This is a genomic window from Flavobacterium alvei (assembly GCF_002920895.1).
Classification (GTDB): domain Bacteria; phylum Bacteroidota; class Bacteroidia; order Flavobacteriales; family Flavobacteriaceae; genus Flavobacterium; species Flavobacterium alvei.
In genome coordinates this window covers 366,873-393,861 of record NZ_PQVG01000003.1, presented here as the reverse complement: position 1 = coordinate 393,861, position 26,989 = coordinate 366,873, and the positions used below count along the sequence as shown (strand labels likewise).

Annotated in this window: 21 protein-coding genes and 1 tRNA gene; 4 read left to right on the top strand and 18 right to left on the bottom strand. The window is 32.0% G+C overall.

Going from position 1 to position 26,989, the window contains the following annotated elements; genetic code table 11:
• Positions 1–13 precede the first annotated feature (13 nt).
• The 4 genes from C3L50_RS07050 to C3L50_RS07035 form a co-directional block, all read right to left on the bottom strand.
• Positions 14–2,857: a type I restriction endonuclease subunit R gene (locus C3L50_RS07050; RefSeq protein ID WP_103805455.1), complete on the bottom strand. Its 2,844-nt coding sequence runs from the start codon at positions 2,855–2,857 to the stop codon at positions 14–16.
• A 41-nt stretch (positions 2,858–2,898) separates the two neighbouring features.
• Complete coding sequence (locus tag C3L50_RS07045) at positions 2,899–4,203, bottom strand: Fic family protein (RefSeq protein ID WP_243400349.1); 1,305 nt, start codon at positions 4,201–4,203, stop codon at positions 2,899–2,901.
• A 68-nt stretch (positions 4,204–4,271) separates the two neighbouring features.
• Positions 4,272–5,495: a restriction endonuclease subunit S gene (locus tag C3L50_RS07040; RefSeq protein WP_103805453.1), complete on the bottom strand. Its 1,224-nt coding sequence runs from the start codon at positions 5,493–5,495 to the stop codon at positions 4,272–4,274.
• 1 nt (position 5,496) lies between these two features.
• Positions 5,497–7,089, bottom strand: coding sequence for a type I restriction-modification system subunit M (locus C3L50_RS07035; RefSeq protein WP_103805452.1), 1,593 nt, complete (start codon positions 7,087–7,089; stop codon positions 5,497–5,499).
• 98 nt (positions 7,090–7,187) lie between these two features.
• Here C3L50_RS07035 and C3L50_RS07030 point away from each other — a divergent pair, with 98 nt between their 5' ends.
• Positions 7,188–9,224, top strand: a complete 2,037-nt coding sequence (locus C3L50_RS07030; protein ID WP_103805559.1) for a ComEC/Rec2 family competence protein — start codon at positions 7,188–7,190, stop codon at positions 9,222–9,224.
• A gap of 2 nt (positions 9,225–9,226) precedes the next feature.
• Here the strand turns inward: C3L50_RS07030 and C3L50_RS07025 are convergent, their stop codons facing one another.
• The 4 genes from C3L50_RS07025 to C3L50_RS07010 form a co-directional block, all read right to left on the bottom strand.
• Entirely contained in the window at positions 9,227–9,691 is a 465-nt protein-coding gene (locus C3L50_RS07025; RefSeq protein ID WP_103805451.1) for a thioredoxin family protein, read from the bottom strand.
• A 43-nt stretch (positions 9,692–9,734) separates the two neighbouring features.
• Entirely contained in the window at positions 9,735–11,540 is a 1,806-nt protein-coding gene (locus C3L50_RS07020) for a peptide MFS transporter (RefSeq protein WP_103805450.1), read from the bottom strand.
• Positions 11,541–11,603: 63 nt separating this feature from the next.
• Positions 11,604–13,280, bottom strand: a complete 1,677-nt coding sequence (locus C3L50_RS07015; RefSeq protein WP_103805449.1) for a peptide MFS transporter — start codon at positions 13,278–13,280, stop codon at positions 11,604–11,606.
• 26 nt (positions 13,281–13,306) lie between these two features.
• Positions 13,307–15,481 (bottom strand): S9 family peptidase, encoded by a 2,175-nt coding sequence (locus C3L50_RS07010; RefSeq protein WP_103805448.1) that lies wholly within the window; start codon positions 15,479–15,481, stop codon positions 13,307–13,309.
• A gap of 123 nt (positions 15,482–15,604) precedes the next feature.
• Between C3L50_RS07010 and C3L50_RS07005 the strand changes: the two genes are divergently transcribed.
• Positions 15,605–16,993 carry a hydroxymethylglutaryl-CoA reductase, degradative gene (locus C3L50_RS07005; RefSeq protein ID WP_262496683.1) on the top strand — a complete coding sequence of 463 codons (1,389 nt, stop codon included), beginning with the start codon at positions 15,605–15,607 and terminating at the stop codon, positions 16,991–16,993.
• A 54-nt stretch (positions 16,994–17,047) separates the two neighbouring features.
• On the top strand, positions 17,048–17,965 hold the full coding sequence (locus C3L50_RS07000) for a GYDIA family GHMP kinase (RefSeq protein ID WP_103805446.1): 918 nt from the start codon (positions 17,048–17,050) through the stop codon (positions 17,963–17,965).
• 90 nt (positions 17,966–18,055) lie between these two features.
• Here C3L50_RS07000 and C3L50_RS06995 read toward each other — a convergent pair whose 3' ends face one another.
• The 6 genes from C3L50_RS06995 to C3L50_RS06970 all read right to left on the bottom strand — a co-directional run bounded on the left by C3L50_RS06995 (position 18,056) and on the right by C3L50_RS06970 (position 24,316).
• Positions 18,056–20,155 carry a peptidylprolyl isomerase gene (locus C3L50_RS06995; RefSeq protein WP_103805445.1) on the bottom strand — a complete coding sequence of 700 codons (2,100 nt, stop codon included), beginning with the start codon at positions 20,153–20,155 and terminating at the stop codon, positions 18,056–18,058.
• A gap of 109 nt (positions 20,156–20,264) precedes the next feature.
• Positions 20,265–21,524, bottom strand: a complete 1,260-nt coding sequence (locus C3L50_RS06990; RefSeq protein WP_103805444.1) for a hemolysin family protein — start codon at positions 21,522–21,524, stop codon at positions 20,265–20,267.
• A gap of 2 nt (positions 21,525–21,526) precedes the next feature.
• Positions 21,527–21,721 carry a hypothetical protein gene (locus tag C3L50_RS06985; RefSeq protein WP_103805443.1) on the bottom strand — a complete coding sequence of 65 codons (195 nt, stop codon included), beginning with the start codon at positions 21,719–21,721 and terminating at the stop codon, positions 21,527–21,529.
• 11 nt (positions 21,722–21,732) lie between these two features.
• Positions 21,733–22,257: an LPS export ABC transporter periplasmic protein LptC gene (gene lptC, locus C3L50_RS06980; protein ID WP_243400348.1), complete on the bottom strand. Its 525-nt coding sequence runs from the start codon at positions 22,255–22,257 to the stop codon at positions 21,733–21,735.
• Between the two features lie 81 nt (positions 22,258–22,338).
• Positions 22,339–23,589, bottom strand: coding sequence for a hypothetical protein (locus C3L50_RS06975; RefSeq protein ID WP_103805441.1), 1,251 nt, complete (start codon positions 23,587–23,589; stop codon positions 22,339–22,341).
• Positions 23,582–24,316 carry a type III pantothenate kinase gene (locus tag C3L50_RS06970; protein WP_103805440.1) on the bottom strand — a complete coding sequence of 245 codons (735 nt, stop codon included), beginning with the start codon at positions 24,314–24,316 and terminating at the stop codon, positions 23,582–23,584. The genes C3L50_RS06975 and C3L50_RS06970 overlap by 8 nt, the downstream gene beginning before the upstream one ends.
• Positions 24,317–24,413: 97 nt before the next feature.
• On the opposite strand from C3L50_RS06970, the gene C3L50_RS06965 reads away from it, so the two are divergent.
• A tRNA-Phe gene (locus tag C3L50_RS06965) sits at positions 24,414–24,486 on the top strand.
• 354 nt (positions 24,487–24,840) lie between these two features.
• On the opposite strand, the gene C3L50_RS16305 is transcribed toward C3L50_RS06965, so the two are convergent.
• The 4 genes from C3L50_RS16305 to C3L50_RS06955 all read right to left on the bottom strand — a co-directional run bounded on the left by C3L50_RS16305 (position 24,841) and on the right by C3L50_RS06955 (position 26,970).
• On the bottom strand, positions 24,841–25,002 hold the full coding sequence (locus tag C3L50_RS16305; protein WP_165783984.1) for a hypothetical protein: 162 nt from the start codon (positions 25,000–25,002) through the stop codon (positions 24,841–24,843).
• Positions 24,977–25,120 (bottom strand): hypothetical protein, encoded by a 144-nt coding sequence (locus C3L50_RS16300; protein ID WP_165783983.1) that lies wholly within the window; start codon positions 25,118–25,120, stop codon positions 24,977–24,979. The genes C3L50_RS16305 and C3L50_RS16300 overlap by 26 nt, the downstream gene beginning before the upstream one ends.
• On the bottom strand, positions 25,117–26,124 hold the full coding sequence (locus C3L50_RS06960; protein WP_103805439.1) for a CFI-box-CTERM domain-containing protein: 1,008 nt from the start codon (positions 26,122–26,124) through the stop codon (positions 25,117–25,119). Before C3L50_RS06960 ends, C3L50_RS16300 begins: the two co-directional genes overlap by 4 nt.
• 123 nt (positions 26,125–26,247) lie before the next feature.
• Entirely contained in the window at positions 26,248–26,970 is a 723-nt protein-coding gene (locus tag C3L50_RS06955; RefSeq protein ID WP_103805438.1) for a hypothetical protein, read from the bottom strand.
• Positions 26,971–26,989 lie beyond the last annotated feature (19 nt).

Sequence of the window (26,989 nt, the reverse complement as noted above, 5' to 3'; positions counted from 1 at the left end):
TTTTCAAACTATTTTAGTCGTTAAAAAACGTATTCACGAAATTCATAAACTTGCTCAAAATCATATCCCCAATCGAAGATCTTTGCATAATTGATGGTTGATTTTCTAATACAGCCACTACTTCTTGCTTGGTTGGGGTTCTTTGTGTGAAAATATAATCTTCAGTTAGTTTTTTCAGCTTATCTGCATTTAGTTTTTCGTCTGCTACAAATTTGTTGAATGCTTTTAATTTTTCAGAATTCATAAAATTAGTGTAATCTTCTTCGATGTTTTCGGATTGAATTAAGGGAAGATTTTCTACAATGAACTTTTCGATTAACTCTCTTTTGCTTCGCAGTTTGGTTTCGCCTGCAACCAAATCTAGTATTTCTTTTTGTTTGCGTGCTCTTTCTTCGGGTGTGCTGTTTTTTAGATTGGCAAGCAATGCTAGAATATAACTCACTGTAATATCATCGCGATGAATTAACTCTAATTCAAAATCTACTTCATCCAGTATGGAAGTTTTTTCTTTTACTTCTCTAGTCTTATCGTATAAATCCAAATACTTTGATTTGTAATTTTCAAATTCTTGTTCATCTAGTTCTATATCTTCAAAACTAAAATCAACGTAGGATGAAATAATGTTTTTTAAACGAATTATATCTCTAAACGCTCTTATAAACTCTAGTTCTTCCTCCTCTGAATATAATTCGTCAACGGCTTCAAAATTAGGTACAATTTCAATTAACTTTTGATAGGCTTCGTTGATATCGTTTACATACTTATCATAGGGTTGCATTATGATAATTTCTTTAGCTTCTTTATTCGAAAATAAAGCAATGGCATCATCAGTAGCTTTTTTAAGATTTCGGAAAACGACAATATTTCCTTGTGATTTCTTCTCGCCTAATATTCTGTTGGTTCTAGAATAGGCTTGTATTAATCCGTGGTGTTTTAAATTTTTATCTACAAATAAGGTGTTTAATGTTTTACTGTCAAAACCCGTAAGAAACATATTTACTACAAACAATATATCAATTTGTTTGTTCCGAACTCGGTTAGCAATGTCTTTGTAATAGTTGTAAAAAGACTCGCTGTCTCGGGTAGAGAAATTCATTTTGAAGGTTTGGTTGTAATCCTGAATGTAACTTTCTAATTTGTCTCGTTTGTGATAGGCATAATAATCCTCTGTTGGTTCGGCTACTTCATTAAAATCTTTGGAATCAAAATCTTCCACATCGGTTATCATATCGTCGTTGGCACCATAACTAAATATGGTGGCTGTCTTCAAATTGTGTTTGCCTTCTTGCTTTAACTTCTGAAATAAATCGTAGTATTTAATCAAAACCTCTACGCTACTCACACAAAACATTGCCGTAAACTCTTTATTATGTGTTTTTATGGGGTGTTGCTGAATGATATAATTAGCAATTTTCTCCAATCGTTCGGGGCTTTCCATCAACTCTTTGGTGTCAATGGCTTCTACATCAATATCAACTTCGTTATGAGAGTTTTCTTTTTCTTTGTATTTGCCCACATATTCTACTGAAAAACGCAAAACATTCTCGTCTTTTATGGCATCTGTAATCACATAACTATGCAGTTGCGTACCAAACAAACTGGCTGTAGTTTGGTTTTCTTTGCTCTTTGATTGTGCATTATCTACAAATATGGGTGTTCCTGTAAAACCAAAAAGTTGGTAATTATTGAAATACTTTGTGATTTTTTTATGAGTATCTCCAAATTGACTTCTGTGACATTCATCAAAAATAAAGACAATCTTTTTGTCTTTCAGATTGTCCATCGTTTTCAGATGATACTCTTTTGAAATCGCATTATACAATTTTTGTATGGTGGTAACAATCAGTTTATTGTTAGTGTCTTTAAATTGTTGCACTAAATTTCTAGTATCATTGGTCGGGTCAATACAATCGGGTTTGAAAGCATTAAATTCTTTGGCGGTTTGATAATCTAAATCTTGTCTGTCAACACAAAAAACCACTTTGTCAACTTTAGGCAATTGCGATAATATTTGACTGGCTTTGAAAGAGGTCAGTGTTTTTCCAGATCCTGTGGTGTGCCAAATATAGCCGTTGCTGTTGCTGTTTTTTACTTTATCAATAATTCGCTCTACGGCAAAAAATTGATACGGTCGCAGCACCATAAGCATTTTATCTGTATCGTGTAAAACGATGTACTTGGTTATCATTTTAGACAAATGACATTTCTCTAGGAAAGTATTAGCGAAATCTTCTAATTTAGAAATACGCTTGTTGTTATCATCTGTCCAATAAAATGTTTGTTTAAAATCGGGTTTTTTGTTGCCAAAATTGCTGAAGTATTTTGTATTTACTCCGTTGCTTATTACAAATAATTGAATAAAATTGAATAAGCCTGTGTTAGAAGAAAATGAATGTTTTTGATACCGATTGATTTGATTGTAGGCCTCTTTTAATTCTATGCCGGTTTTCTTTAATTCGATTTGAACTAAAGGCAAGCCATTGATTAAAATAGTAACATCGTAGCGGTTTTTATAGGTTCCCTCAACTGTAATTTGATTGGTAACCTGATACTGGTTTTGACACCAAAAATCCATATTGATGAACTCTACATACACTAACTCGTTATTGTCATTTTTGAAAGCAAACTTATCACGAAGTAATAAAGCTTTTTCAAATATGTTGTTTGACTTGGAAAGATGGTTTAGAATTTGTTTGAAATCACTATCAGAAAAAACTTTGTTGTTGTGTTTTTCTAATTGCTTTTTTAGATTAACCAATAAATCGGTTTCATCTTTAATAGTTACTTTATCATATCCATTAGCTGCTAATTGACTGATTAAGTTTTGTTCTAATATTAATTCGGATTGTGATGTCATATCTTGTAAATTCTTCGAGATTCTTTATAAATCTCGAAGTTTTATTTGATTTTATATTTAGCTAAAAGTTCTAAGAAATTTACTGAACGCACAAAATTTTGTTTTACTTTATTAACTTGAATCACATCTAAAAAACCAAGATTTACCAGGCCTAACAAATCAGTACGTGCAGTAAAATTGGATATTAAAAATCTATTTTCAGATTCTTTAACGGTAAAAATACTTTCGGGTTCATCATATACTATTTTTAATAATTGGGCCTGACGTTCATTCACTCCAGGAATTTTTACAAAACTGGCAATTTGTAAATTTTCCTTTTGTTTTAACTGTATGTATTCTTTTAAAGCTTCAAAGGCTTTATCCATCACTTTTAAATGATAGGTCATAAAATAAGACAAATCATTAGAATCGGCTTCAGTATATAAATAGGCTTTCTCATATTGATTTTTAGTATCCTGAATGATTTTTGAAATCGATAAATATTCGGTTAACCAATAGCCTTTTTTAAGCAGATACCAATAAAACAAGGCTCGGGCTGTTCTGCCATTACCATCGGTGAAGGGATGAATGTAACCAATCATAAAATGAATAATAGTTGCCTTTAGAATAGGATGAACAAAAGTTTCCGGACTATCTTCATTAAAAAAAACACACAAATCATTAATAAGCACTTCCAATTCTTTATGCGAAGGAGGCGTATGCACTACCTCTCCATCAATATGATTGACAACATATACATCGTCTGAAATTCTAAAGGCACCTTCTTCTTTTTTATCGTCTAAAGTATCACAAGAAATTAGTTTATGAATGTAAAGTAATCTTTCGGGTGTTAAATCGTCATTACGGTTTTGAGTAATGTGCTTAATCGTAAGATAATTGTTTACAATCATCTGTTCCGATTTGGTTTTTGGTTTTACTTCTTTACGAAGCATTTCTTTGGCTTTTTTTCTGGTGGTATTTGCCCCTTCAATCTGGCTGCTCGAAATAGCTTCTTCCATAATGGCACTTACCAAATAACGTGTTTTGTCGGCATCGGGCACCACATTTTTAGCTCCCATATAACCACCGATATTCATATCAAAATAATGCAAGATTTTTTGAATATAATCGGTAGTTACATAATTAAATTGGTATTTGCCAAAAGAAATTGTTTTATAGTTAACCGCTCGTGCCATTTTTACGGCAGACCATAATTGCACCGGATCTAAATCTACTATTTTTTTATATTTAACTTTATCCCAATATAAATATTCGTTATTTATCTCCTTTATTTTAATAACCACTTCAGGTTTATTTGCTAAAGCAAATATTTTCTGATTGAAAATCATTTTTGGTGCTTCTTCCATAATAAGAGTTCTTTTAAACGATTCAAATATAGTAAAAACTTCGAGATTCTTGACAAATCTCGAAGTTTTTATACAAACAGTTGTTGCAACAACCCTTTTTTATATTCTTGGGTATCTTGTATTTGACTGGAAACTAACTCTATTTTTTCATCAATGGCTGAAAAGAAATTAGCAATTTTTCTTTGTTCTTTTAAACTAGGTAAATCAATTATTATAGACGAAAAAGATTTTACAGAAATAGTAAACCTTGTACTTCCTGTGGCTAATCGCGAAATTTGACCTAAGACTTTTGCATTGTTACAAAAATAATGTGAATATAAAATATCAATCTCAATATTTGGTCTAAATCTCATTAAATGATAACTATAAACACAATTCTCTAAGTCTTCAAAAATTACAACTGAATGTCCAATATCATCAGGAGTTTCAGATGATGGAGTAAATAAAATATCCCCTCTTTTTAAATTACAAGAGGTTATTTGACTATCTTTTGCTGTTACAATTTGTAGGTTTGCCTTACTGTAATTATTAATGTTTTCGTGTCTGTAAACATTCATATAGTTTACTAAAAAAACTTCTTCTTCTTCATTTCTGGAAAGTTTATCTATACTACTAGTTTGAAAAGTACCTATTTCACCTAAACTCTTTTCTTGCCATTTCTCAAAATCATTACCATTATCATCTTTAAACCTAATTTCTTGGTTGAAGATTTTTTGCATTATACCTTTTTTATAGTCTTCTAAAAGTGATTTTTTTTCTTTTAAAAGGTTTAGTTTTTCATCTACAGATGATAGGAAGTTTGCTATTTTAGTTTGTTCTTCAATTGATGGATATGTAAAATTTATTTTATAAAAATCAGTATGATTTAAGTCTGGAATAGTTGAAGTTCCAGCTAAACTTTTAATTATATTTTGTGTCTTTACGGTTGTTAAAAAATAGTATAAAAAGCCTTTATCTATTGTTTTGGGATAATCAATTTTGAAAAAATTATTATGAAATGCCCCTTTTACATTTGTAACTACCATTCCTGTATTCCCAGTCCTTGTCATAAGAATATCATCATAATCACATAGAACATTTTGAGTTGGATTTTTAATGAAATACTTTTTATCTGAACCTTCTTTTAAAAATTCATTTGTAATATAAAAATGTGAATCTTTTACTTGAGTCAAGTATCTTTCTGAGATTTGAATTTGCAAACCTTGATTTATTTTTACTAAATCTCTAAAAATATCTTCTTTCCAATTTACCTTAAACTTTGGAAATCTTAATTTTGGTAGTAATGTTTCCATATTAAAAAGGTGTTTTAATATTTAACTCTTTACAAAACGAAGCAATGGTATTATCGACTTCTTTCATTTTATTATCTATACCTTGTAACTTAACTGCAATAGCATCAATATTAATTTCAATAGCATCTTCAAACGTATTTACATAACGAGGGATATTCAAATTATAATCGTTTGCTTTTACTTCTTCAAGTGTTGCAACGTTTGAATATTTTTCAATTATTTCTCTATTTTGATAGGTTTTAATAATTTTATCAATGTCTTGTTCTCTTAATACATTTTGATTTTTTACTTTTTCAAAATCGTTACTTGCATCAATAAATAAAATATTTTCTGGAGTTTCTTTACATTTCTTTAAAACCAAAATACACGTTGGAATACTTGTGCCGTAAAATAAGTTAGAAGGCAAACCAATAATGGCGTCAATGTAGTTTCTATCTTCAATTAAATATTTACGAATGTGACCTTCGGCAGCGCCACGAAATAAAACACCGTGAGGAGCAATACAAGCCATAATTCCGTTATCATCTAACTGGTGTACCATATGTTGAATGAAAGCAAAATCGGCTTTTGTTCCTGGTGCTAATCTACCGTATTGTGAAAATCTATCATCATTAGAAAATAATGGATTTGCAGACCATTTAGCAGAAAATGGTGGATTGGCTACTATAGCATCAAACTTAAAATCTAAATGTTGTGGTTTTTCTAAAGTGTCTTCGTTTTTAATATCGAATTTATGATAATTGACATCGTGCAAAATCATATTCATTCGAGCCAAGTTGTAAGTAGTTCGGTTTTGTTCTTGTCCATAAAAATGCCCTACTTCATCAACTTCTCTAGCTACTCGAAGTAACAGCGAACCACTCCCACACGTTGGGTCATATACTGATTTTAATTTGCTTTTGCGAGTAGTAACAATTTTGGCCAAGATAGAAGATACTTGTTGCGGCGTGTAAAATTCACCTGCTTTTTGTCCTGCTCCTGCTGCAAATTGTCCGATTAAATATTCGTAAGCATCGCCTAGAACATCGCCATCGGTATTGTCTAAATCGAAATCAATTTCATCTAAAGCTGTAAGTATTTTTACAATAACATCGTTTCTATCTTTGGTAGTTCTACCAATTTTAGTTGAGTTTAAATCAATATCATAGAATAAGTTATCAAAGTCGTCTTGGCTCTCTGAACCCATTGTACTTTTTTCGATAGCGTTTAAAACATTGGCTAAATCTTCTAAAATGAATGTGCTTTGAATTTGTTCTTCATCGTCTTCATTGATAACCTTTGCATTACCCTTTTTAGCTAGGTTTGTGAATAGTTCAGATGGTTTTAAGAAATAACCTAATGCGTCAACAGTTGCTTCTTTTAAGGCTTCTAAAATAGCTTTTCCATCGGTGCTGTTTTCATCAATGTCATTAAATAAAATACCATCTGATTTCAGAAATTCATTTGCTTTTTTTTCTAACTTTTCAGAAAGGTATTTATAGAATATAAAACCAAGTATATAATCTTGAAATTGATTAGCTGATATTTTACCTCTTAATATATTTGCTATTGCCCATAATTGGGATTCTAGAAGTTTCTTTTGTTCGTCTGACATTGCTGGGTTTTTATTTAAAGGTCTAAATGTAAGAATAAAACAGGCTATTATGAAGCCTAATTTTATTTTGGATTAATAAATTACGTACTTTTATGAATATGAAAGTATTACAATTTCCTTTAGCGAGAATTACAATAGGTTTTTTGGCTGGAATTCTTGCCACTTCTTATTTTCAACCCAATCCAATAGCTGTTTTTACAGCACTTTTTATTGGCTTTTGCGCTTTTGGAATTTTATTTTTCATTTCTAAAACCAAAATTGTAAATCCACTATTTTTTGAATTCACGACCTATATTATGGCCTTTGGAATTGGAGCTACAACCCAAATCATCCATACTAATTCCTTCCAGAAAAGCAATTATATTTACAACAAAGCCGTTTTCGAAAAACCACATTCGGTGTCGATTACTATTCGAGAAAAACTGCGAAGTTCTATTTACAACGACCGCTATATTGTGATTGTGAATCGAATTGACAATGCAACAAATACGGGGAGACTTTTGTTAAATATTCGAAAAGACAGCTTAAATCGTCCATTCGAGATTGGTACTCATTTGCAAATTACTGGAAATCTCTACAAAAGTGGTCCTGCCAAAAATCCAAACCAATTTGATTATGGCAAATATCTTGAAAGCAAAAAAATCTATGCTCAAATGTATGCCGATATTTCAGATATTAAAATAGGTTCAATAATCAAAAAAGATATTTGGTATTATACCTCAAAATTACGGTCAAAAATTATCAAGAACCTAGAGAAAAACAACTTCAATAAAGCCGAACTCCATGTTGCTATTGCCTTGATTTTAGGACAACAACAGGACATTTCGCCTGATATTATCAAGGATTATCAATATGCCGGTGCGGTACATATTTTGTCGGTTTCGGGCTTGCATATTGGATTTATTTTGCTTTTTGTAACTTTTATTTTAAAGCCTTTTCCTAATACTAAACGAGGTTCTTTCATCAAATTAATTATTATTCTGGCTTCGCTTGCCGCTTTTGGTGTGATTGCTGGTTTGGCTCCATCTGTACTTCGTTCGGTGACTATGTTTTCGTTTGTTGCTATTGGAATGTATCTCAAACGAAGCACCAATATTTTCCACACTTTGTTGGTTTCTATGTTGCTAATTTTGCTTTTTGAACCTTCATTTTTGTTTGATGTGGGTTTCCAATTGAGTTATCTTGCTTTGTTTTTTATACTTTGGTTGCAACCAATATTAGCCCAACTTTGCACTCCAAAATATAAAATCAGCAAATACTTTTGGGAAATTCTAACGGTTTCGTTTGCGGCACAAATTGGTACTTTACCGTTGAGTATTTATTATTTTCATCAATTTCCAGGTTTGTTTTTTATAACTAATTTGGTCATTATTCCGTTTTTGACTGTGATAATGGCTTTGGGCGTTTTGGTAATGGTTTTGGCAGCGGTTGATTGGCTTCCGATGTTTTTGTCTAAATCTTTGGAATGGAGTATTTGGTTTATGGATAAAATCATCAATACTATCGCATCTTTAGAACAGTTTATTTTTAAAGAAATTCCATTCAATTGGCAATTGTTATTGAGTTGTTATCTTTTGATCATTACCACAATAATTTGGTTCAAAAAACCGAATTTCAATAGATTGGTTTTGGCATTGATAGCCGTAATTATTTTCCAAGTTTCCTATTTTGGAAACCATTGGATGATTCGAAACCAAAAAGAATTGGTGGTTTTCAACTCGAAGAAAAATACACTGATTGCAGAACGAAATGGAGAAAATGTGATCTTATATTCTAATGACAGTCTGATGAAAACGGCCTCAAAAAATACAACAGTTTCCACTTATTTGATGGGAAATTTTAGTCATTTAACGAGTACGAAGAGAGTACAAAACCTACTCTATTTTGATGGAAATAAAATTCTGATTGTGGATAGTTTAGGAGTTTATCCAAAAGACATTCATCCTGATATTGTAGTAATGACCCAATCACCAAAAATAAATATGGAACGTTTTCTACAAACTATAAAACCCAAAATAGTAATTGCCGATGCTTCGAATTTTAGGAATATTCAAAAACTGTGGAAAGCGACTTGCTTGAAAGCAAAAATCCCTTTTCACGCAACTGGCGAAAAGGGATTTTATAGAGTTGAATAAAACTATTTTGTTTTCAAAATGCCATCGGCGACTGCCAGCCACGCTTTTGGACCACCAGCGACATAACCCGTGCTTCCTATACCTGTAAAAGCTGGAACTTTTTTTGCATTCACTTTTGCAGTAGCAAAATAAATCGTAGGAAATCCTTGAATTCCAAAAGTTTGCTGCAAAGCATTATTTTGTGCTTTTATCGCATCCGATTGTGGCACAGCTCTAGGAAAATCCAATTCTACTAAAACCACATTTTTCTTTGCCCAAGTTGCAAACTCTGGAGTTTTCAAAACCTCTTTTTGCAAACGAATACACCAACCGCACCAATCGCTACCGGTAAAAAATAGCAACATTGGTTTTTTGGTTTTATTAGATACAGTTATTGCTTTGTTGATATCGGTTTCCCATTTTAGTTCCTGAGCTTGAATGGCAAAAGAGCCCGCAACTAATAGTAATGTTAAAAATATTTTTTTCATTTTTATATAATTTAATTCGTTTTTAGTTTCAAAAATAGTGCCGTTATTTTACTCCGTGCATTAATTTTTTTATGACTGGAGCCATTACAAATGCAAAAAATGCCACCACAACTGAAATAATTGTTAGCATCCAAAAAAAGTAACTTAGCCCGTGTTCATCGGCAATTTTATCGATATTTTCGCCAAACATTCCCGCTCCTTTCATACCAATTGCGACGGCAAGATACCAAACGCCAAACATAAATGCAATCATTCTGGCTGGAACTAATTTGCTCACATTGGATAACCCCACTGGCGAAATGCACAATTCGGCCATGGTATGAAAAAGATACACTAATATTAACCAAATCATGCTCACCGAAGCTGTTTTGGCTCCAGGTTCAATTCCGCTGGCTCCAAAAGCGATACAAGCCATCCCAATGGCAAGTAAAACCATTCCGATTCCGTATTTGTTGTTGGCAGATGGATTGTATTTGCTTTCCCACCATTTCGAAAATAATGGAGCGAGAGAAATGATAAATAAAGAGTTCAAAGTCGAAAACCAGGTTGCAGGAACTTCAGTCAAAGGCTCTGTTACTTTTTCAATTTTCAAAAATGATAAAGTTTCATCGGATAAGGATAAATAGCCTGCACTGTAATAATCTTTAACCAACATCCAAATGGCAATGGTCCAAATAATAACAAAACTGCTACTTAAAATCACCGAAGCCAAAGTATAGGTCTTAAAAGTTTGCTTAAATAATAACAGTAAAACCCAAGTGATAATGGCTAATGGCAAAATAGTAATTAAGGAGTTTATCACTAAAAAAGTCACACTCCAATTGCCTTCCAAAACACGATTGGTATAATCAGAAGCAAAAATGGTTAAACTATTGGGTGACTGTTCGAATATGGCCCAAAAGAAAATAGTTAGAAAAGCAAAAAAAGTAACTGCCATTAATTTTTCTCTTGTAATTTGAGAATAATGAGTAAATCTGTAAACCAGTAAGCCTATAAATAAAATTAAGGCTGTTAGAATTGCTATCGAATTTCCGTTTTCGCCTAGAAAAGCGAAAACATCTATTTTACCACCAGAAATTTTTGAAACTGGAGCGTTCAAAATCCATAGCAATCCTAAAGTGGCCATAATAGCAATTAATCCCAATTGAATTGGCGTGAAGGGATTTCTTTTGTCGCTATCGGCCGCTTGTACTTTTGCTTTACTTTCCGCACTAGGTTTTAAACCAATGGTTCCAAAGATGTTTTGGGATAACCAAAATTGTAGCATTCCAAAAAACATGAAAATTCCAGCCAAACCAAAACCGTAACTCCAACCTACTTTTTCGCCCAAATAGCCACAAAGCAATATTCCGAAGAAAGCACCAGCATTGACACCCATATAAAACAAGGTATAAGCTCCATCTTTTTTCTCTGGACGGTCTTTGTACATTTCAGAAATGATGGAAGTCATATTGGGTTTGAAAAATCCGTTACCAAAAACCAGTAAAACCAATCCAAGATAAATAGAAAATTCGGTTTCTATTGCCATCGAGGCATGTCCTAAAGTCATCAAACAAGCTCCAACGACTACAGCCCAACGAAAACCAATAATTTTATCGGCAAAATAACCGCCTAGCATCGTGGACAAATAAACCAATCCCACATAAGATCCAAAAAGTGAGGATGCTGTCTCTCTAGTCCATCCCCAACCGCCGTCCATTGCCGATGCTGTCAAGAATAAAATAAGTAAAGAACGCATTCCATAGAAAGAAAATCGTTCCCACATTTCAGTAAAAAACAAAATAAACAATCCTGAAGGATGTCCTAAAACGGGATTCTTGAAAAATTGATCGGTGGTGTTTTGAGTCATATAATAGTATTAAAAAACAAACCTACAGGAATCTCTTGTAGGTTTGAAAAAAGAATAAAAAAATTAACGAATGCCGTGCATCATTTTTTTCAATTTTGGTGTTAAGAACGCTAAAATAATAGCTGCTATTCCACATAAAATAACAAAAACCATAAAAAACTCATATAAATTATGGATTTCAAAACCTGCAAAAATTGGGTTATGATCACTAATTTGATTGGCTGCCAATAATTTTAATTGTTCTGCCGTTGGAACAACAGTTTTATCTAAAACACCCTGCAAATCGATTCCTAATTCTTTGGCTTTAATAAATTTATCTCCTGTTGCAGGCATAATTGAGCCTAAAGTTCCTGCAAGGGCATAACCCGAAGCATTGGACAAAAAGAAAACTCCATATAATAAAGAAGAAAAACGCTTTGGTGATAATTTACCTACTAAAGACAAGCCTATTGGCGACAAACACAATTCGGCACAAGTTTGAATTAAATACAAAAGAATCAACCATTTGATAGCCAAAAGTCCATTATTTCCTAAATCTTTTACGTTGTGAGCGATGATAAAGTAACTCAAAGCAATCAAAGCCAAACCAAAAGCTTGTTTCATAGGCGAAATAGGCTCTCTGCCTTTGCTTCTCAAATAATCCCAAAGCATACTAAACGGAATAGCAAAAGCAACTACAAACAATCCGTTAAAAATTTGAACCATAGATGGTGGCATATTCCAACCAAAGAAGTTTCTATCGGTTTGATTATCGGCTATAAAAGTTAAAGAAGAACCTGCTTGTTCGAATGCTGCCCAAAAGAAAATGATAAAGAAAGCAACGATATAGATTACAAATATTCTATCTCTTTCTACTTTGGTTAATGAAGTGTCAGAAACAATTAATCCAGCTAATGTTAAACCGCTCGAATAAATTAAGGTATAAATTAAATTTTGATCAAAAACAAAGTGAATAATTGCACCTAATGCCAAAAATACAACCCCAGCAATAATTAACGCTGTTTGAGAGAAAACGGCTTTTTGAGATTCGCCTTCTTCAAAATCAGAAGCCTCATTTTTGGATGGCAATCCACCAAGAGGTCTTCCTTCGGGTGTAACAACGTATTTGTTTTTCAACATATAAAATATAGCAGTTCCAATTAACATTGCTACTGATGCTGCCAAAAATCCCCATTTGAAAGCATGAATGTCACGGATTCCGGCATTGTCTTTAACATCTCCAACAATTGGACAAATCAACTGCCCTAAAAAAGCACCTAAATTAATCCCCATGTAGAAAATGGTGAACGCAGTATCCAACTTACTTTTCTCCTGTTTTGGATACAAACTTCCCACCATACTGGAAATATTTGGTTTGAAAAACCCATTTCCAAAAATAATAATCCCTAAAGCTGACCACATTAAGGTATTGGCAAGACTTAAATTTGTTCCGAAAATACTAGCGCTAGCAAACAATAAAAATTGCCCAATAGCCATCATCAAACCTCCTAATAAAATACAATTTCTATTTCCAAAAAAACGGTCAGCGACAAAACCACCTAACATTGGAGTTAAATAACATAATCCGAGAAAACCTCCATAAATCAAAGAAGCGTCTTCCTCTTTCATCATTAACGAATTCACGAGGAATAATGTTAGGATTGCTCGCATTCCATAGAAATTGAAACGTTCCCACATTTCTGTTCCAAATAATACCCAAAGTCCTTTTGGATGTCCTGTTTTTACCGCTGCTTCACTCATATTATTTATTTTGGTTAAGGTTTTTATTATAAATTATTTTTGATAAAATTAGTCATTTTATTGAACAATTGAATTCTTGTTTTTCCACCGTAAATTCCGTGGTTTTTATCGGGATATATTTGGGAATCAAATTGCTTATTGGCTTGAATTAAAGCTTCCATCATTTGCATCGAATTTTGCACATGAACATTATCGTCACCCGATCCGTGAATCAACAAATACTTGCCTTTTAGTTTTTCTACAAAATTTATGGGTGAATTATTATCATATCCACTAGGATTTTCCTGCGGTGTTTGCATATATCTTTCAGTATAAACACTGTCATAAAAACGCCAGTTAGTTACAGGAGCCACTGCAATTGCCATCTTGAAAACGTCATTCCCTTTCAGGATACAGTTGCTAGACATAAAACCACCATATGACCAACCCCAAATTCCGATTCGAGATTTATCGACATAAGGATAATTTCCAATTACTTTAGCGGCATCAATTTGATCTTCGACTTCGTATTTTCCTAATTCTTTATAAGTCACTTTTTTAAAGGCAGCTCCTTTATAACCCGTTCCTCGACCATCAACACAAGCTACAATATAGCCTTGTTGTGCGAGCATTGCAAACCAATAATCGTCATAGCTCCCCCACTCATTATTTACTTGCTGTGAACCTGGTCCAGAATATTGATACATAAAAACGGGATATTTTTTAGAAGAATCAAAATCTTTTGGTTTCATTATCCAAGCATTTAATTCATTGCCCTTTTCCGTTTTTAGAACAAAAAATTCTTTTTGCGGCAAATTGTACTCTTTTAATTTTGTCGCCAAAGCTTCGTTGTTTTCTATTACTTGAAGTTGTTTTCCAGTTTTAGATTCGTTCAATGAATAAATAGTTGGCTGTGAAGCGGTCGAAAAAGTATTAATAAAATATTGAAAATTTGGACTAAAAGTAGCAGCGTTAGTGCCTAATATTTGTGATAAACGGGTTTTGTTTTTTCCATCCAAACCCATTCTAAAAACAGCCCTATTGATAGAACCTTCTTCAGTCGATTGATAAAAAACCGATTGGGTTTTCTCATCAAAACCATAATATTCAGTCACTTCCCAATTGCCTTTGGTAATTTGATTGATTAATTTTCCTGATTTATCATACCAATAAATGTGATTGAAACCATCTAGTTCAGAAGTCCAAATAAAACTGTTATCGTTCAGGAAAGTCAAATTATCTTTATCAACAAAATCAATATACGACTTATCTTTTTCGTTCAAAACCACTTTGGTTGCTGCACTTGTTCCATCTACAAATAACAAGTCTAGATTATCTTGATGGCGATTTAATAGTTTTGCAGACAAAACATTAGCATCATTTGTCCATTCAATTCTTGGAATATAAAAATCAGAATAGGTGCTTAAATCAACTTTTTTGGTGGTTTTGGAATCAACATTATATAAATGCAAAGAAACCAATGAATTCTTTTCGCCCGCTTTCGGATATTTGAAAGTTTCTATTTTTGGATACAAATCTTTAGAAAAAATCGACATTGAAAATTCTGGAACTTGGCTTTCGTCAAAACGGATAAAAGCTATTTTTTTGCTGTCTTTGCTCCAATCGAAAGCTCTTACAAACGCAAATTCTTCTTCATAAACCCAATCCGTAATACCATTTATTATGGCATTTTTCTTTCCATCTGTAGTAATTTGGGAATTTGTTTTTGAAGCTATGTCAAAAATATAAATATTATTTTCTTTTACATAACCAATTTTTTTTCCGTCAGGCGAAAAAGTAGGCTCCTGAACTTGTTCAAGAATTTTATTCAATTCTTTCGTTTCGAGATTGTACAGAAAATAATCGGCAGTAAAGGAATGACGGTAAATTCGATTAGAATTATTGGCAATCAACAGCTGTTTTTCGTCTGAACTAAAAATATAACTATCAATTCCGTCGGATAATTTGGGCTGATTTTTGGTCTCAATCAGGGTATTTACTTTTTTTAAAGTAGCAAAATCAAATACATCAATTTGCAAACTTCTACTGGATTGGTCATAATTTAAAACTGTATATTGATTGGTATTTTTCATCGACTGCAATTCATCCATCTGTTTGGCTTGAAATTGCCCGGTATAAATGGCTTCGACGGAGACTTTTTGTTGTGCAAAAACAGAAGTTAACAGCAACAAAAACAGCAGGTTAATCTTATTTGAAATCATTAATTATTTGTTAATTTAAAAGTCCCCAATTTTAATGAAAATTTTACAATTATTTCACGTTTCAACTGTTAAATGTTAAAAAAATATACGATTTAACCTTTTTTGAGTACAAATCGAATCTGAATAAAACTACTAAAACCGTATCTTTGCACTCTATCATCCCATAATCAATTGAGAATGAATAACGCAGTTGCTGGATTTTCTAAATTATCCAAAGAAGAAAAAATAAACTGGATTGCCAAAGAGTACTTTTCTAATCCGCAAGAAGCCCTTGTAACCCTAAAAAAATATTGGAATTCGGACGAAAAATTACAAAAACTACACGATGAATTTATCGAAAATACGATAAGCAATTTCTATATTCCGCTTGGTGTTGCTCCCAATTTTCTGATTAACGGAAAATACAATAGCATTCCGATGGCGATTGAGGAAAGTTCGGTAGTAGCGGCAGCCTCAAAAGCAGCAAAATTTTGGTCCACTCGTGGTGGATTTAAGGCTAGAGTTCTCAATACTGAAAAGATTGGTCAAGTTCACTTTATTTACAAAGGCGACGAATCGAAATTAGAATCTTTTTTTGCTATAATTAAAGCTAAATTTTTCTCCAACACCCAAAACATTACCAAAAACATGCAAAAACGGGGTGGTGGAATTCTGGATATTGAACTAAAAGTCAAAACGCATTTACTACCCAATTACTATCAATTGCACGCCACATTCGACACTAAAGATTCGATGGGCGCCAATTTTATCAATTCGTGTTTAGAGCAATTTGCCAAAACACTCCAAGAAGAAGCGCAACTTTGGGATTTGTTTTCGGAAGAAGAAAAAAACATCGAAGTGGTAATGAGTATTCTTTCTAATTATGTTCCCAATTGCATAGTTCGTGCCGAAGTTTCTTGCCCAGTCGAAGATTTAGTAGAAAAACACATTCCAAATCCAAAAGCATTTGCAGAGCGATTCATTCGAGCGGTTCAAATCGCCGAAGTAGAACCTTTTCGAGCCGTAACCCACAACAAAGGAATTATGAACGGAATTGATGCTGTTGTGCTTGCTACAGGCAATGATTTTCGTGCAGTTGAAGCCGGAATTCACGCTTATGCTTCGAGAAAAGGTAGCTATTCGAGTTTGTCACACGCCAAAATCGAAAATGATATTTTTACTTTTTGGTTAGAAGTCCCTTTGGCTTTAGGAACTGTCGGCGGATTGACTTCCTTGCATCCATTGGTGAAATTTTCTCTTGAAATGCTTGAAAATCCATCGGCCGAAGAATTGATGCAGTTTGTGGCGGTGGCGGGTTTGGCACAAAATTTTGCTGCTTTGCGTTCCTTGACCACAACTGGAATTCAAGACGGACATATGAAAATGCACCTGAATAATATTCTGAACCAATTTGAAGCCACAGAAGACGAACGCCATTTGATTCACAAACATTTCAAACATCAAGTAGTTTCACACAGCTCTGTGGTAGAATACATTGAAACTTTAAGGAATTCTGAACAATTTAGACTTTAACCTGCAACACAATCCTATTTAGTTTTTTGAGAGCTAAATGGATTATTTTACCAAATGAAAAAAGAATTTTACAGCAACGGAAAACTATTAATCACTGGAGAATATCTAGTTCTTGACGGTGCCAAAGCTTTTGCTTTACCCACCAAATTTGGGCAAAAACTGATTGTCGAGAAAGGAAAACATCCAGGAATAAAATGGACTAGTTTTGACGCTGACGGTAGTAAATGGCTTGATTTACAACTTTCATTCGAAGATATTTTAAATAAAAATACGCTCGTTGAATCGGAGTCAGTAAAAAATACCTTGATTGAAATTTTGCATCAAGGTTATTTATTAAACCCAAATTTCATTGAAAATAGTGACGGTTTTGCTATAACTACTCAATTGACTTTTCCTAGAAATTGGGGTTTAGGCACTTCCTCAACTTTAATCAACAATATTGCGCAATGGATAGAAGTAGATGCCTTTGTTTTATTGAATAATAGTTTTGGCGGTAGTGGCTATGATATTGCTTGTGCTCAAAATGACAGTCCTATTTTGTATCATTTGAATAATGGAAAACCCATAATCGAAAAAGTACAATTTGAGCCTAAGTATTCTGAAAATTTATATTTTGTTTATTTGGAGAAAAAGCAAAGTAGCAAAGCTTCTATTGTTTCTTATTACAACAATAAAAATGAAGGATTAGACCAAAAGATTGTCGAAAACAATAAGATAACCTCAGCCGTTTTGAAAGCAAAAACCCTTGCAGATTTTGCAATAGCTCTTGAAGAACACGAAGCTGAAATGAGTACTATTCTAGAAATGCAAACCATAAAAGAATCACTATTCCCAGATTTTGACGGAGTAATAAAAAGTCTTGGTGCTTGGGGTGGCGATTTTGTATTGGTATTATCTGATGAAAATCCTGTAGAATATTTTAATGAAAAAGGATTTAAAACTATTGTTTCTTATAAGGATATGATTCTATAATTATTACCCTTTATTCTTTTTGAAATAAGAATAAAAAAATCCCGTTTAGTATTAACCAAACGGGATTTATTATTTACAAAAACGTCAATTCTAATAATTGAATTGTTTTCTGTTGTCTTTGATTTCAGCTTTGTCTTTTAAGGCTGGCAATACTCTGTTTAAATCTCCAGCACTTTGAGCTTTCAATTTGGCTACATAAGCAGTATGATCTTTTAAAACTGGTGCTTTTGCAGTACTAATGTTTTTCACTACATAAACTCCTGTATTTCCTTCTATTGGAGCAGAAAGTTTACCAGCAGTTAATGCAAATGCATTTCCAACTACTTTTGGTTCTTGACCCACACCACCAGTTAAAACAGGGTTTTCCATTGTAACTGCTGTAGCTTGTTGAACAGAAGTACCTGTAGCTTTAGCAATTGCTTCTAATGAAGTTCCTGCCATTTTCGCTTTGATTAATTCTGCTTTTTTCTTGTTTTTTAGGATTGGTTCTACATAAGAACGTACTAAATCTACTGCCATCAATCCTTCTGGATTTACTTTTTTAAGTTTTGCGATTACGTGACCTAAGTTAGCTACTTCAAATCTTTTGATAGCACCAACATCCGTTCCGTCTTCGAAAGCCCATCTAACAATATTTCTTTGGTTACCCAATGGTCCAAATGATTCGTCCATTAATTTTGCAGTTACTGCTGGCGAAACTGTAAGTTTTAATGCTGCAGCTGCTTTTGCAAAATCTTTAGCGTTAGCATCAATTTCAAATTGAGTCGCTTGAGTAAATACTTTATCAGAAGTAGCTTCAGAAGCTTCTACTTTTTGAGCTACAGTTGCTAAACGAACACCGTCTTGTTTGTCTGTAATTTTAATGATATGATATCCAAAAGGAGTTTCTACTAATCCAACTTTTCCAATTGGATTATTGAAAACAAAGTCATTGAATGGCTTTACCATTTGGTTCGGACCAAAAAAACCTAAATCACCACCTTGTTGTGCAGATGAATCATCAGAAGCTGTAAAAGCTAACATCAAGAAACTATTTGGATTTGCATTTACTTGAGCTAAAATTTCTTCGGCTTTTGCTTTGGCTTGTTCTTTAGTTCTTTTCTCTTTTTGATTTGGAACTTGAGTTCCTTCGTAGCTAATTAAAATGTGACTTGCTTTTGCATTTACTCCTACTTTTCTACCTAAAGATTTAGATAAACAATAGTATTTTCCGAACTTATATGGACCGTAGATTTCACCTGGAGCCAAGTTGTATAATTTATCTGCATCAATAGCTGGTAAATCTTTTTTGGCGACATAAGTAGAATCATAAGGCACATCTGAATTTGAGTTTACAAATTCAACCACGTTTGTTGCTGATCTAAATCCTGGCAAAGTATCATTTTTTCCAGTTTTTGTATTATAAACTACACTTCCTGATAACAAACCGTTGATTTTTGCTTTCACTTCAGCTTCATCTTCTGGCGAAGCTTTGTCTTCAATCAAAACGTATTCGATTTCACGAGTTTCATCTGATTTGTATTTTTTTTCATTCTTTTTCATGAAAGCTACAATATCATCATCAGAAACTTTTACATCACTATCTTTTATGGTAGAATATAATCCAGCAACGTATGCAAAGTTAACTTTATCAGCTTCCATTTGATATTTCAGTTTTCCTTCACTTTCAGTTGTGTAAGAACCCGCTTTTATCATTGTAGCATACATTTGATATTTTGCGTTAAGCTCAGCATCTTTTTCTCTGTCTTTTACATATTGAGCAATTTCAGGATTAGTTTTGGTAGCTTCTTTGAATTTATCTTTATCAAAACGCCCTGCTGAATTCAAAAACATTGGGTTTTTTCCAATATTTTGATCTGACTCTAAAATTTGCATGATATGGTCAGCACCTACTCTCAAACCTAATTTATCGAATTCAGAGGTTAACAAAGCGATTGAAACTTCCTGATCCCAAACTCTGTTGGCAGCAGCAGTTGGTGTAACACCTTGTTGGCTTTTTTCGACATTGCTAACTTTAACTCTAAAATCCTCGAATGGAATATCTTTTCCGTTAACACTACCAACTTCATTTGAACTTTTACCAAAGTTACCTTTAGTAAAAACATCCCCTGCAATAAATGCAAATAAACAAAATCCAATAACTACTATCAATAATGCGGAACGTTGTCTAATTTTTTGTAAAACTGCCATTTCTATTTTTATTAATTTTTATATTCAGTTTGCGAAAATACAATTATCTACTTAATAATTACAATAGTCGCTCTATAATTTACAAGAAAAATTGATTTTCAAAAAAAAATCATTCTTTTATTGTCATTTTAACCAATTCTATCTTCTTGTCGGTGGCTTCTTCAATAATAAAATGATAGATTCCAATAGTGATTACATCGCCTTTTTGAGGAATTTCTTTGGTAGAATCTACTATAAAACCGCCCAATGTTCCATAAGAATCGCTTTCGGGAATTGTAAGTTTGTAGGTTTGATTTAAATATTCGACATCCAATCGAGTCGAAAAAACAAAAACACCATCTTCAAGTTCTTTTTCGGTCAATTCTTCATCAGAATCATGTTCGTCTTCAATTTCTCCAAAAAGTTCTTCGATAATATCTTCAATGGTAATAATGCCTGATGTTCCTCCGTATTCGTCAAGCACAACGGCTACGCTTTTTCTTTTTTTTGTGAGCAAATTCATGGCATCTTTAATAAAAATTGTTTCGGGCACAAATTCTACTGGAATTAAAATTGACTTGATATTTTTAGGCTTTTTGAACAAATCAAAAGAATGCACATAACCCACAATATCATCGAGTGAATTTTGAAATACTAACACTTTTGAATAGCCTGTTTCAATAAATAAATCCTTCAATTCAGTTACTGAATCGAATACATCTGTAGCTACAATTTCGGTTCTGGGTGTCATAATATCTCGAGCTTTTACCCCTGAAAAGTCGAGCGCATTTTGAAACATTTGAATTTCAGAATCCATTTCGTCGTCATTTTCAACAGTGCTCATTTGTTCGGTAATATAATTTCCAAGTTCAGCTTTGCTGAAATATAAAGACACTTGATCGCCTTGTGTTTTGAAGAATCGTATTAAAATAAAATCAGAAATCCTGATAAAAAACGACGAGATATAATAAAATAAAAGGTAAAATCCATAAGCCGGAATTGCAAAAAACTTAATTAAGGAGTTGGCGTAAATGGGAAAGAAAACATTGGATAAAAACTCGGCTGTCGCCAAAATTAAAATTGTTGAGAAAAGTATTTGCAGAAAAATAGTTAGAAAACCCGAAAAATAAAACCCTAGATTTCCTAACCAAGCCAATAATAGATTGCTCATAAGAAACCCGTAAATCACCAATGCAATAGTATTGCCAATAAACATGGCAGCAATGAATTTTGAGGGATTTTCGGTAAGTTTTGAAAGGGTTTTTGAAATAAAGTTATCCTGTTTTTTCTCGAGTTCCAGGTATATTTTATTAGAAGAAATAAAAGCGATTTCCATCCCTGAGAAAAAAGCACATAGTATTAAACACAATATGATAATACTAATTTCCATAATCAGGATTTTTTATTTCTGTCTTCCAATTTTTTTGCAAATCTTCTTCTGAAAAAAAACATAAAAACGGCTAATCCTCCAATAAGCAAACTTATTTTAGGTGTTTCATTAGGCAAATTCCATTTGGTAAAAGCGTCATAAAAAAATGCTGCTGCGAGAATAAGGTATAAAAAAGGAGTGTATTTTATGTATTGCATAATGTTACTATTTAATCGTCAGATTCAATTTCGCCCGAAATTTTTTGGGAATTAATCACCTTAAAATCTTTACTAAAATCGATTCCTTTTCCTTTTGACGAGCCTTTTGGGTCTGTAAATGTAAAGTTATTTTCGGTAAAAAACCATTCATTCTTTTGATCAAAAAACAATTGATCAGTTTCTAATATTTGACCGTCTTGAGAAGATATTTTTACGTGTCCTCTTAAATCAATAATATTTGTTAATTTATAGGAAGTGGCATAATCCGCCAAAATAATCGTTCTTTTTTTGTTTTTGTCATATAAAGTAACATCAATTCCTTTAGGAAAATCGGTAAACGGAAAATCAACTGTAGCATATTCCATCATTTTTGGGCTTACCAAAATAGCCGTAATCCGACCTGAATCAGTGTATTTTAAATTTATTTTTTCGGCTTCACCGCTGGGAACAAATTCAGAAAAATTACTTTTTTGCACTTCTTTAAAATTACTTTCACATCCAACAAACAATGCCACAACAACACATGTGACAAGCATAAAGATAGATTTTTTTTTAAATGAAGTCATTTACTGAACTAACAAATTGTGTGAAATAAATTCGAAATAGAAAATGCTTTTTTAGTTGTATTTGCTTTTTACAAACCATTTATCGTTTAGCGAAAATCCTATGTTAAAAATAAAATAATTTTCTTGAACTAAATTATTTGAGGTAGTTCCTTTTTTTCCAAACTCTAAACCAAGGTTCAAATTAGAAAGTGAACCCGTAATAGGAAATCCTAATCCAAGTGTCATACCAACATCATTTATGGAAGTTGAATTGACTATTAATCCTGTTTTTTCAAAAACAAAACCTCCTCTATAAGTAATTCGTTTTGCATAACTCATAAATGGATTTGCATTAGGAGTAAAATATCCTCCAACGCTATATCTTTGATATTTTCCATAAGTTACATTACTTAAAGTATTGTAGTTATTGTATAATTTGCCTACATCTTGTATAGAAACTTCGCCACCTGCAACCCATTTTTTGGCGTTTCCGATCCCTAAACCTAACGACCATTTTTGAGGCAATTGCAAATCAGTTTTGGTAATTACCGGATCAAAAGTATCAACAGTTGATAAATCATAATTCGAGTTATATGAAACCGTGCCAATAATTCGCTCATTATTGGAAACCAAAGTGCTTTTGGGGGTATAATATAAACTACTAAAAAACTGTAATTTTTCTTTTAATTTGTATTGATACATCATTCCAATATTAAAATTCACTCCCGACAATTCATTAACATTCAACTCACGAGTTCCTATTGGAACATCTGGTATAAACTCTAAACTATTGGTTTGAATTTTTCCAAAATTATAATACACATTGGCACCTATACTCCAATTAGGCAATATTCTATAACCTGTTCCTAAAAAAACTCTATTTGTTCCGCCCCAACCATTAAAGCGTTTGTTGTTTTGAGAACCATCTGGATAAATATTTTCAATTTTATAACCAACAGAAGAATAAGGTATTAATCCGAATCCAGCGCCAAATTTCCCTAAAGGTATCGCAAGAGCTAAATAATCCAAAGTTGTTCTTTGTGTGGTGGCGTTAGACGTTCCTGATTTTTGTTTGTTGTAACTGCTACTGCCTCCTATGGTAAAATTAGTCCACTTTATGTTTGCATATCCTGCAGGATTCTGAAAATTAATTCGGGTACTATCAGGAATCATGGATATTCCGCCCATTGTACGACTTTCGACACTTCCGTTAAACCTTGCTTCACCAATTCCATAAAATGAATAAGGTGATGAAGTACCTTCTTGCGAAAAAGAAACTAGGGACAACAATAAACAAGAACTTATTAAAAATTTTTTAATCATTTTTGATTTTATATTGAAATGTTTGGTTCAAACTTTCGAGAAGGAAATTTGAATTGGCAAATATGGTATTTTTTAATCGTTTAGCCAAAAAATCTGCGTCTCCACCCGTTAAAATTATTATAAATTTTGAATATTGTACCTTAAAATCGTCTATGAAACCGTCTATTTCATATACCAATCCATTTACAACACCTGAATGCATGGATTCTGAAGTTGATTTACCGATAAAATCTTTGGGATTCTCCAAAGTTAGCAGAGGCAATTTTGCAGTAAAATTATGCATAGATTCATATCTTAATCGTAATCCTGGAGAAATGGCTCCACCAAGATAACGGTTATTTTCATCTATAAAATCGAAAGTTACACAAGTTCCTGCATCAATCACCAGCCGGTTCTGATTAGGATATTGAAGCGTTGCTCCTGCGGCAAGCACCATGCGGTCGATTCCTAAAGTTTGAGGCGTTTCATAACAATTGACAAACGGAAATACATCAGAATGTGAAACAAAATGAATTTTTACAACTTTTTCAAAACTCAAAAACGCTTGTTTTTCGACATCTGAAACCGAAGCGACGACTAAATAAGTGGTATTTTTAAATTTATTTAAAATATTTTGAATACTTTTTTCAAGGTCTGTTTTTTGAAAAACAAAAGACTCCAAAAGGGTATTACCCTCAAATACAGCAGATTTAATTCTGGTATTTCCAACATCAACAGCTAAAACCATATTTTTAATTTAACGTTACGAAGGTACGAATAGATTTTTTTTAATAATTGTTTTGGATAAATTAAAAATGGTTCTATATTTGCACCCGCATTAGCACGGTACCTTAGCTCAGATGGTAGAGCAATGGACTGAAAATCCATGTGTCCCTGGTTCGATCCCTGGAGGTACCACTTACAACCCTTAATTTCATTATGATTTTAAGGGTTTTTTGTTTTTAGGGTGCTTGTCAGGGTGTTTTTAAATTACTAATCCATTATTAGTTACTTTAATTAAACTTAGCAAAACCTAACTGAATATTGTTTAGAAGTTTGAAAAATTATTATTCAATATTTTTAAGCGAGGGTATAGAGGCGGGTAATGGTCTTTAATCCCGTACCCATTGCGGGAAGACTATAGAGAGATTGTAACGTTTACTTAATTTTATAGTTAACTTCTCTTTATAACGTAAAAAAACCTAAAATATAAGCGGTAAACTTAAATTCTAGTTTGATATTAAAGGAACGGATTAGATTGCTTAGAGACTCTTATTGTGGGCTGTACTTGTTGATTCTACCCTCTTTGATTCTTTTTGCTTGTTCTTTAACTTGTTCTATTGGTCTATGCTCTTTTCTTTGCAATTCAATTTCTATTATTGCCTCTTTTGATTTTTGAATGTGATAATTATTTAGTGTTGGTTTTTCTACCATTTTTAATTCTTTTGAACTGTTCTGTAACTTCTTCGATGCTTAAAGTATTTTTAGGTTGTTTTTTAGCATTTTTAATGATTTCTTCGTTTCTTTTTTTGTGATATTGGTTGATTTTCATAATTTAGATTTTGGGATGAAACAATTTAAAATATCAAGACCAAAACGGATTAGTTTATTAATTGTTTTATGATGTTCTAAAACTTTAACCCATTTTGGAGAATGTTTATAATAGTACTTGATAAAATGATTTCCTAAAACCGTTTTTGATAAATAATTATCCCTAAAATCTCTAAAGTTTTGAACTTTAGGGTGGTTAATGTCTTTATAAGCCATTGTGGCGATGTAGCAAGATTCATTGGATTTGATATTTATCTTGTTATTTGCATTCAAAATTTTAATTATTTCTTGTTGAACAACCAACCTTTTTCCTATATCTTGTTCTTCAAATTTGTTTAATAAAAATTGATTTAATTGATACGGAACATTTATAAATTCGTCGTATTTAAACCATATTTCAATATGTTTAAATGTTTCATTTAATATTTCTTTTAAAATATTTTTATCATTATTTATCATTGCATAATAAAAAGGATAAATGAACAAACTAAGGAAAGTAAACTCAGGTTTTTCAGTTTTCTCCAATTCGGCACTTATTGAAATATTTTTCAATTTGTAATCAAAATAATCTTCAAATTTTGACAATTCTGATATGTATGAATTATACGATATTAGCAATAGTTTATTAAAATTATAATCAGTATTTAAGAAAAACTCGTTACTCTTAGTATAGTACTCATTGATTTTGACATTGTCTAAAATATTTGATTTTCTATTTTTACAAATATCAATTATTTCATCTTTATGATTTTTTCTACAATGAAGGTAAAAATTCTTAGTGTATTTTTCAAAATGTTCAATTAATATAGTTGTTTCATAAAAACTATTTATGATTTTTTTTGTATATAGTATTTCGGTGTAATATGCTGTTGATAAAAGCCACAAATGAAATTTACCAGCAGGACTTAATTTTAAATCATTTGATTCAAAAAAGGCTAAAGCATCTTCATAATTGAAAAATAATAAAAGTTCAACTTGAGATTCAAAACGAGGATAATTACTCATTATATTATATTTACAAAAATTAATCTAACATTATTTCACTCAATATTATATTTCTTTTGTTCGGGTTTCTTGGTATGGATTTTTATTAATTCCATTTTATGAAAGCTCTTCTTAGTCTTAAATTTATTGAATTGATATTTTTAAAAAGTCAATAAATCTTTTGTCTTTATTTATTAGGTCAAGAATTTCATTATAAATTTTAAAAGGTGACGTTATGAAATCTTCTAGTATATAACTTAAAAAAGATTCGTTTTGAATATCAAAATAAATTTTAGAAATCAACTTCTCCTTTTCATCATTAGGAACGAGAATATTAAAAAATGGGAAAACATACAAATTTGTAAAAATATTTAGGGGTCTAATTAGTCCCTTTTTAGTTTTTTGAAATGTAATAAAAGAGTTAAATAATTCGTCTAATTCCACATAAAAGTGGCTAATACTAACTTCAACTGCCTCTTTATAAAAATTATCATTCTTTACACAATCTGCTATACTATCAATTTTATCTATATTTAATGCTTTATTGCCTTCCATTAATAAATTATCTAAAAAATCACTTCCGATGGATTTTATTTTATAACTCTTAGATTCATTCATTAGTCTAAAATATTTGACGGCGCTAATTTCCCTAATATGACGAGTATATGTCATAATGTTTTGATTATTTATTATGTCATATTTTCTTAAAATATAAATAAAGATTGTTGATGTAAGAATCCAAGCTTGAAATTTTCCTGCTGGAGATAGAATAAAAACATTATCTTCTAAATGTTTAATCACTACATTATATTGCTCATTAATAGTTTTGTTTATAACAAACTGTATTTTATCATCTATATTTTCCATTTAAATTCTTCTTAATTTT

Bases quoted from the DNA above. Each gene is read 5' to 3' on its own strand.
- C3L50_RS07050 (WP_103805455.1), bottom strand. From the start codon at position 2,857: ATGACATCACAATCCGAATTAATATTAGAACAAAACTTAATCAGTCAA.
- C3L50_RS07045 (WP_243400349.1), bottom strand. From the start codon at position 4,203: ATGGAAGAAGCACCAAAAATGATTTTCAATCAGAAAATATTTGCTTTA.
- C3L50_RS07040 (WP_103805453.1), bottom strand. From the start codon at position 5,495: ATGGAAACATTACTACCAAAATTAAGATTTCCAAAGTTTAAGGTAAAT.
- C3L50_RS07035 (WP_103805452.1), bottom strand. From the start codon at position 7,089: ATGTCAGACGAACAAAAGAAACTTCTAGAATCCCAATTATGGGCAATA.
- C3L50_RS07030 (WP_103805559.1), top strand. From the start codon at position 7,188: ATGAAAGTATTACAATTTCCTTTAGCGAGAATTACAATAGGTTTTTTG.
- C3L50_RS07025 (WP_103805451.1), bottom strand. From the start codon at position 9,691: ATGAAAAAAATATTTTTAACATTACTATTAGTTGCGGGCTCTTTTGCC.
- C3L50_RS07020 (WP_103805450.1), bottom strand. From the start codon at position 11,540: ATGACTCAAAACACCACCGATCAATTTTTCAAGAATCCCGTTTTAGGA.
- C3L50_RS07015 (WP_103805449.1), bottom strand. From the start codon at position 13,280: ATGAGTGAAGCAGCGGTAAAAACAGGACATCCAAAAGGACTTTGGGTA.
- C3L50_RS07010 (WP_103805448.1), bottom strand. From the start codon at position 15,481: ATGATTTCAAATAAGATTAACCTGCTGTTTTTGTTGCTGTTAACTTCT.
- C3L50_RS07000 (WP_103805446.1), top strand. From the start codon at position 17,048: ATGAAAAAAGAATTTTACAGCAACGGAAAACTATTAATCACTGGAGAA.
- C3L50_RS06995 (WP_103805445.1), bottom strand. From the start codon at position 20,155: ATGGCAGTTTTACAAAAAATTAGACAACGTTCCGCATTATTGATAGTA.
- C3L50_RS06990 (WP_103805444.1), bottom strand. From the start codon at position 21,524: ATGGAAATTAGTATTATCATATTGTGTTTAATACTATGTGCTTTTTTC.
- C3L50_RS06985 (WP_103805443.1), bottom strand. From the start codon at position 21,721: ATGCAATACATAAAATACACTCCTTTTTTATACCTTATTCTCGCAGCA.
- lptC (WP_243400348.1), bottom strand. From the start codon at position 22,257: ATGCTTGTCACATGTGTTGTTGTGGCATTGTTTGTTGGATGTGAAAGT.
- C3L50_RS06975 (WP_103805441.1), bottom strand. From the start codon at position 23,589: ATGATTAAAAAATTTTTAATAAGTTCTTGTTTATTGTTGTCCCTAGTT.
- C3L50_RS06970 (WP_103805440.1), bottom strand. From the start codon at position 24,316: ATGGTTTTAGCTGTTGATGTTGGAAATACCAGAATTAAATCTGCTGTA.
- C3L50_RS16305 (WP_165783984.1), bottom strand. From the start codon at position 25,002: ATGGTAGAAAAACCAACACTAAATAATTATCACATTCAAAAATCAAAA.
- C3L50_RS16300 (WP_165783983.1), bottom strand. From the start codon at position 25,120: ATGAAAATCAACCAATATCACAAAAAAAGAAACGAAGAAATCATTAAA.
- C3L50_RS06960 (WP_103805439.1), bottom strand. From the start codon at position 26,124: ATGAGTAATTATCCTCGTTTTGAATCTCAAGTTGAACTTTTATTATTT.
- C3L50_RS06955 (WP_103805438.1), bottom strand. From the start codon at position 26,970: ATGGAAAATATAGATGATAAAATACAGTTTGTTATAAACAAAACTATT.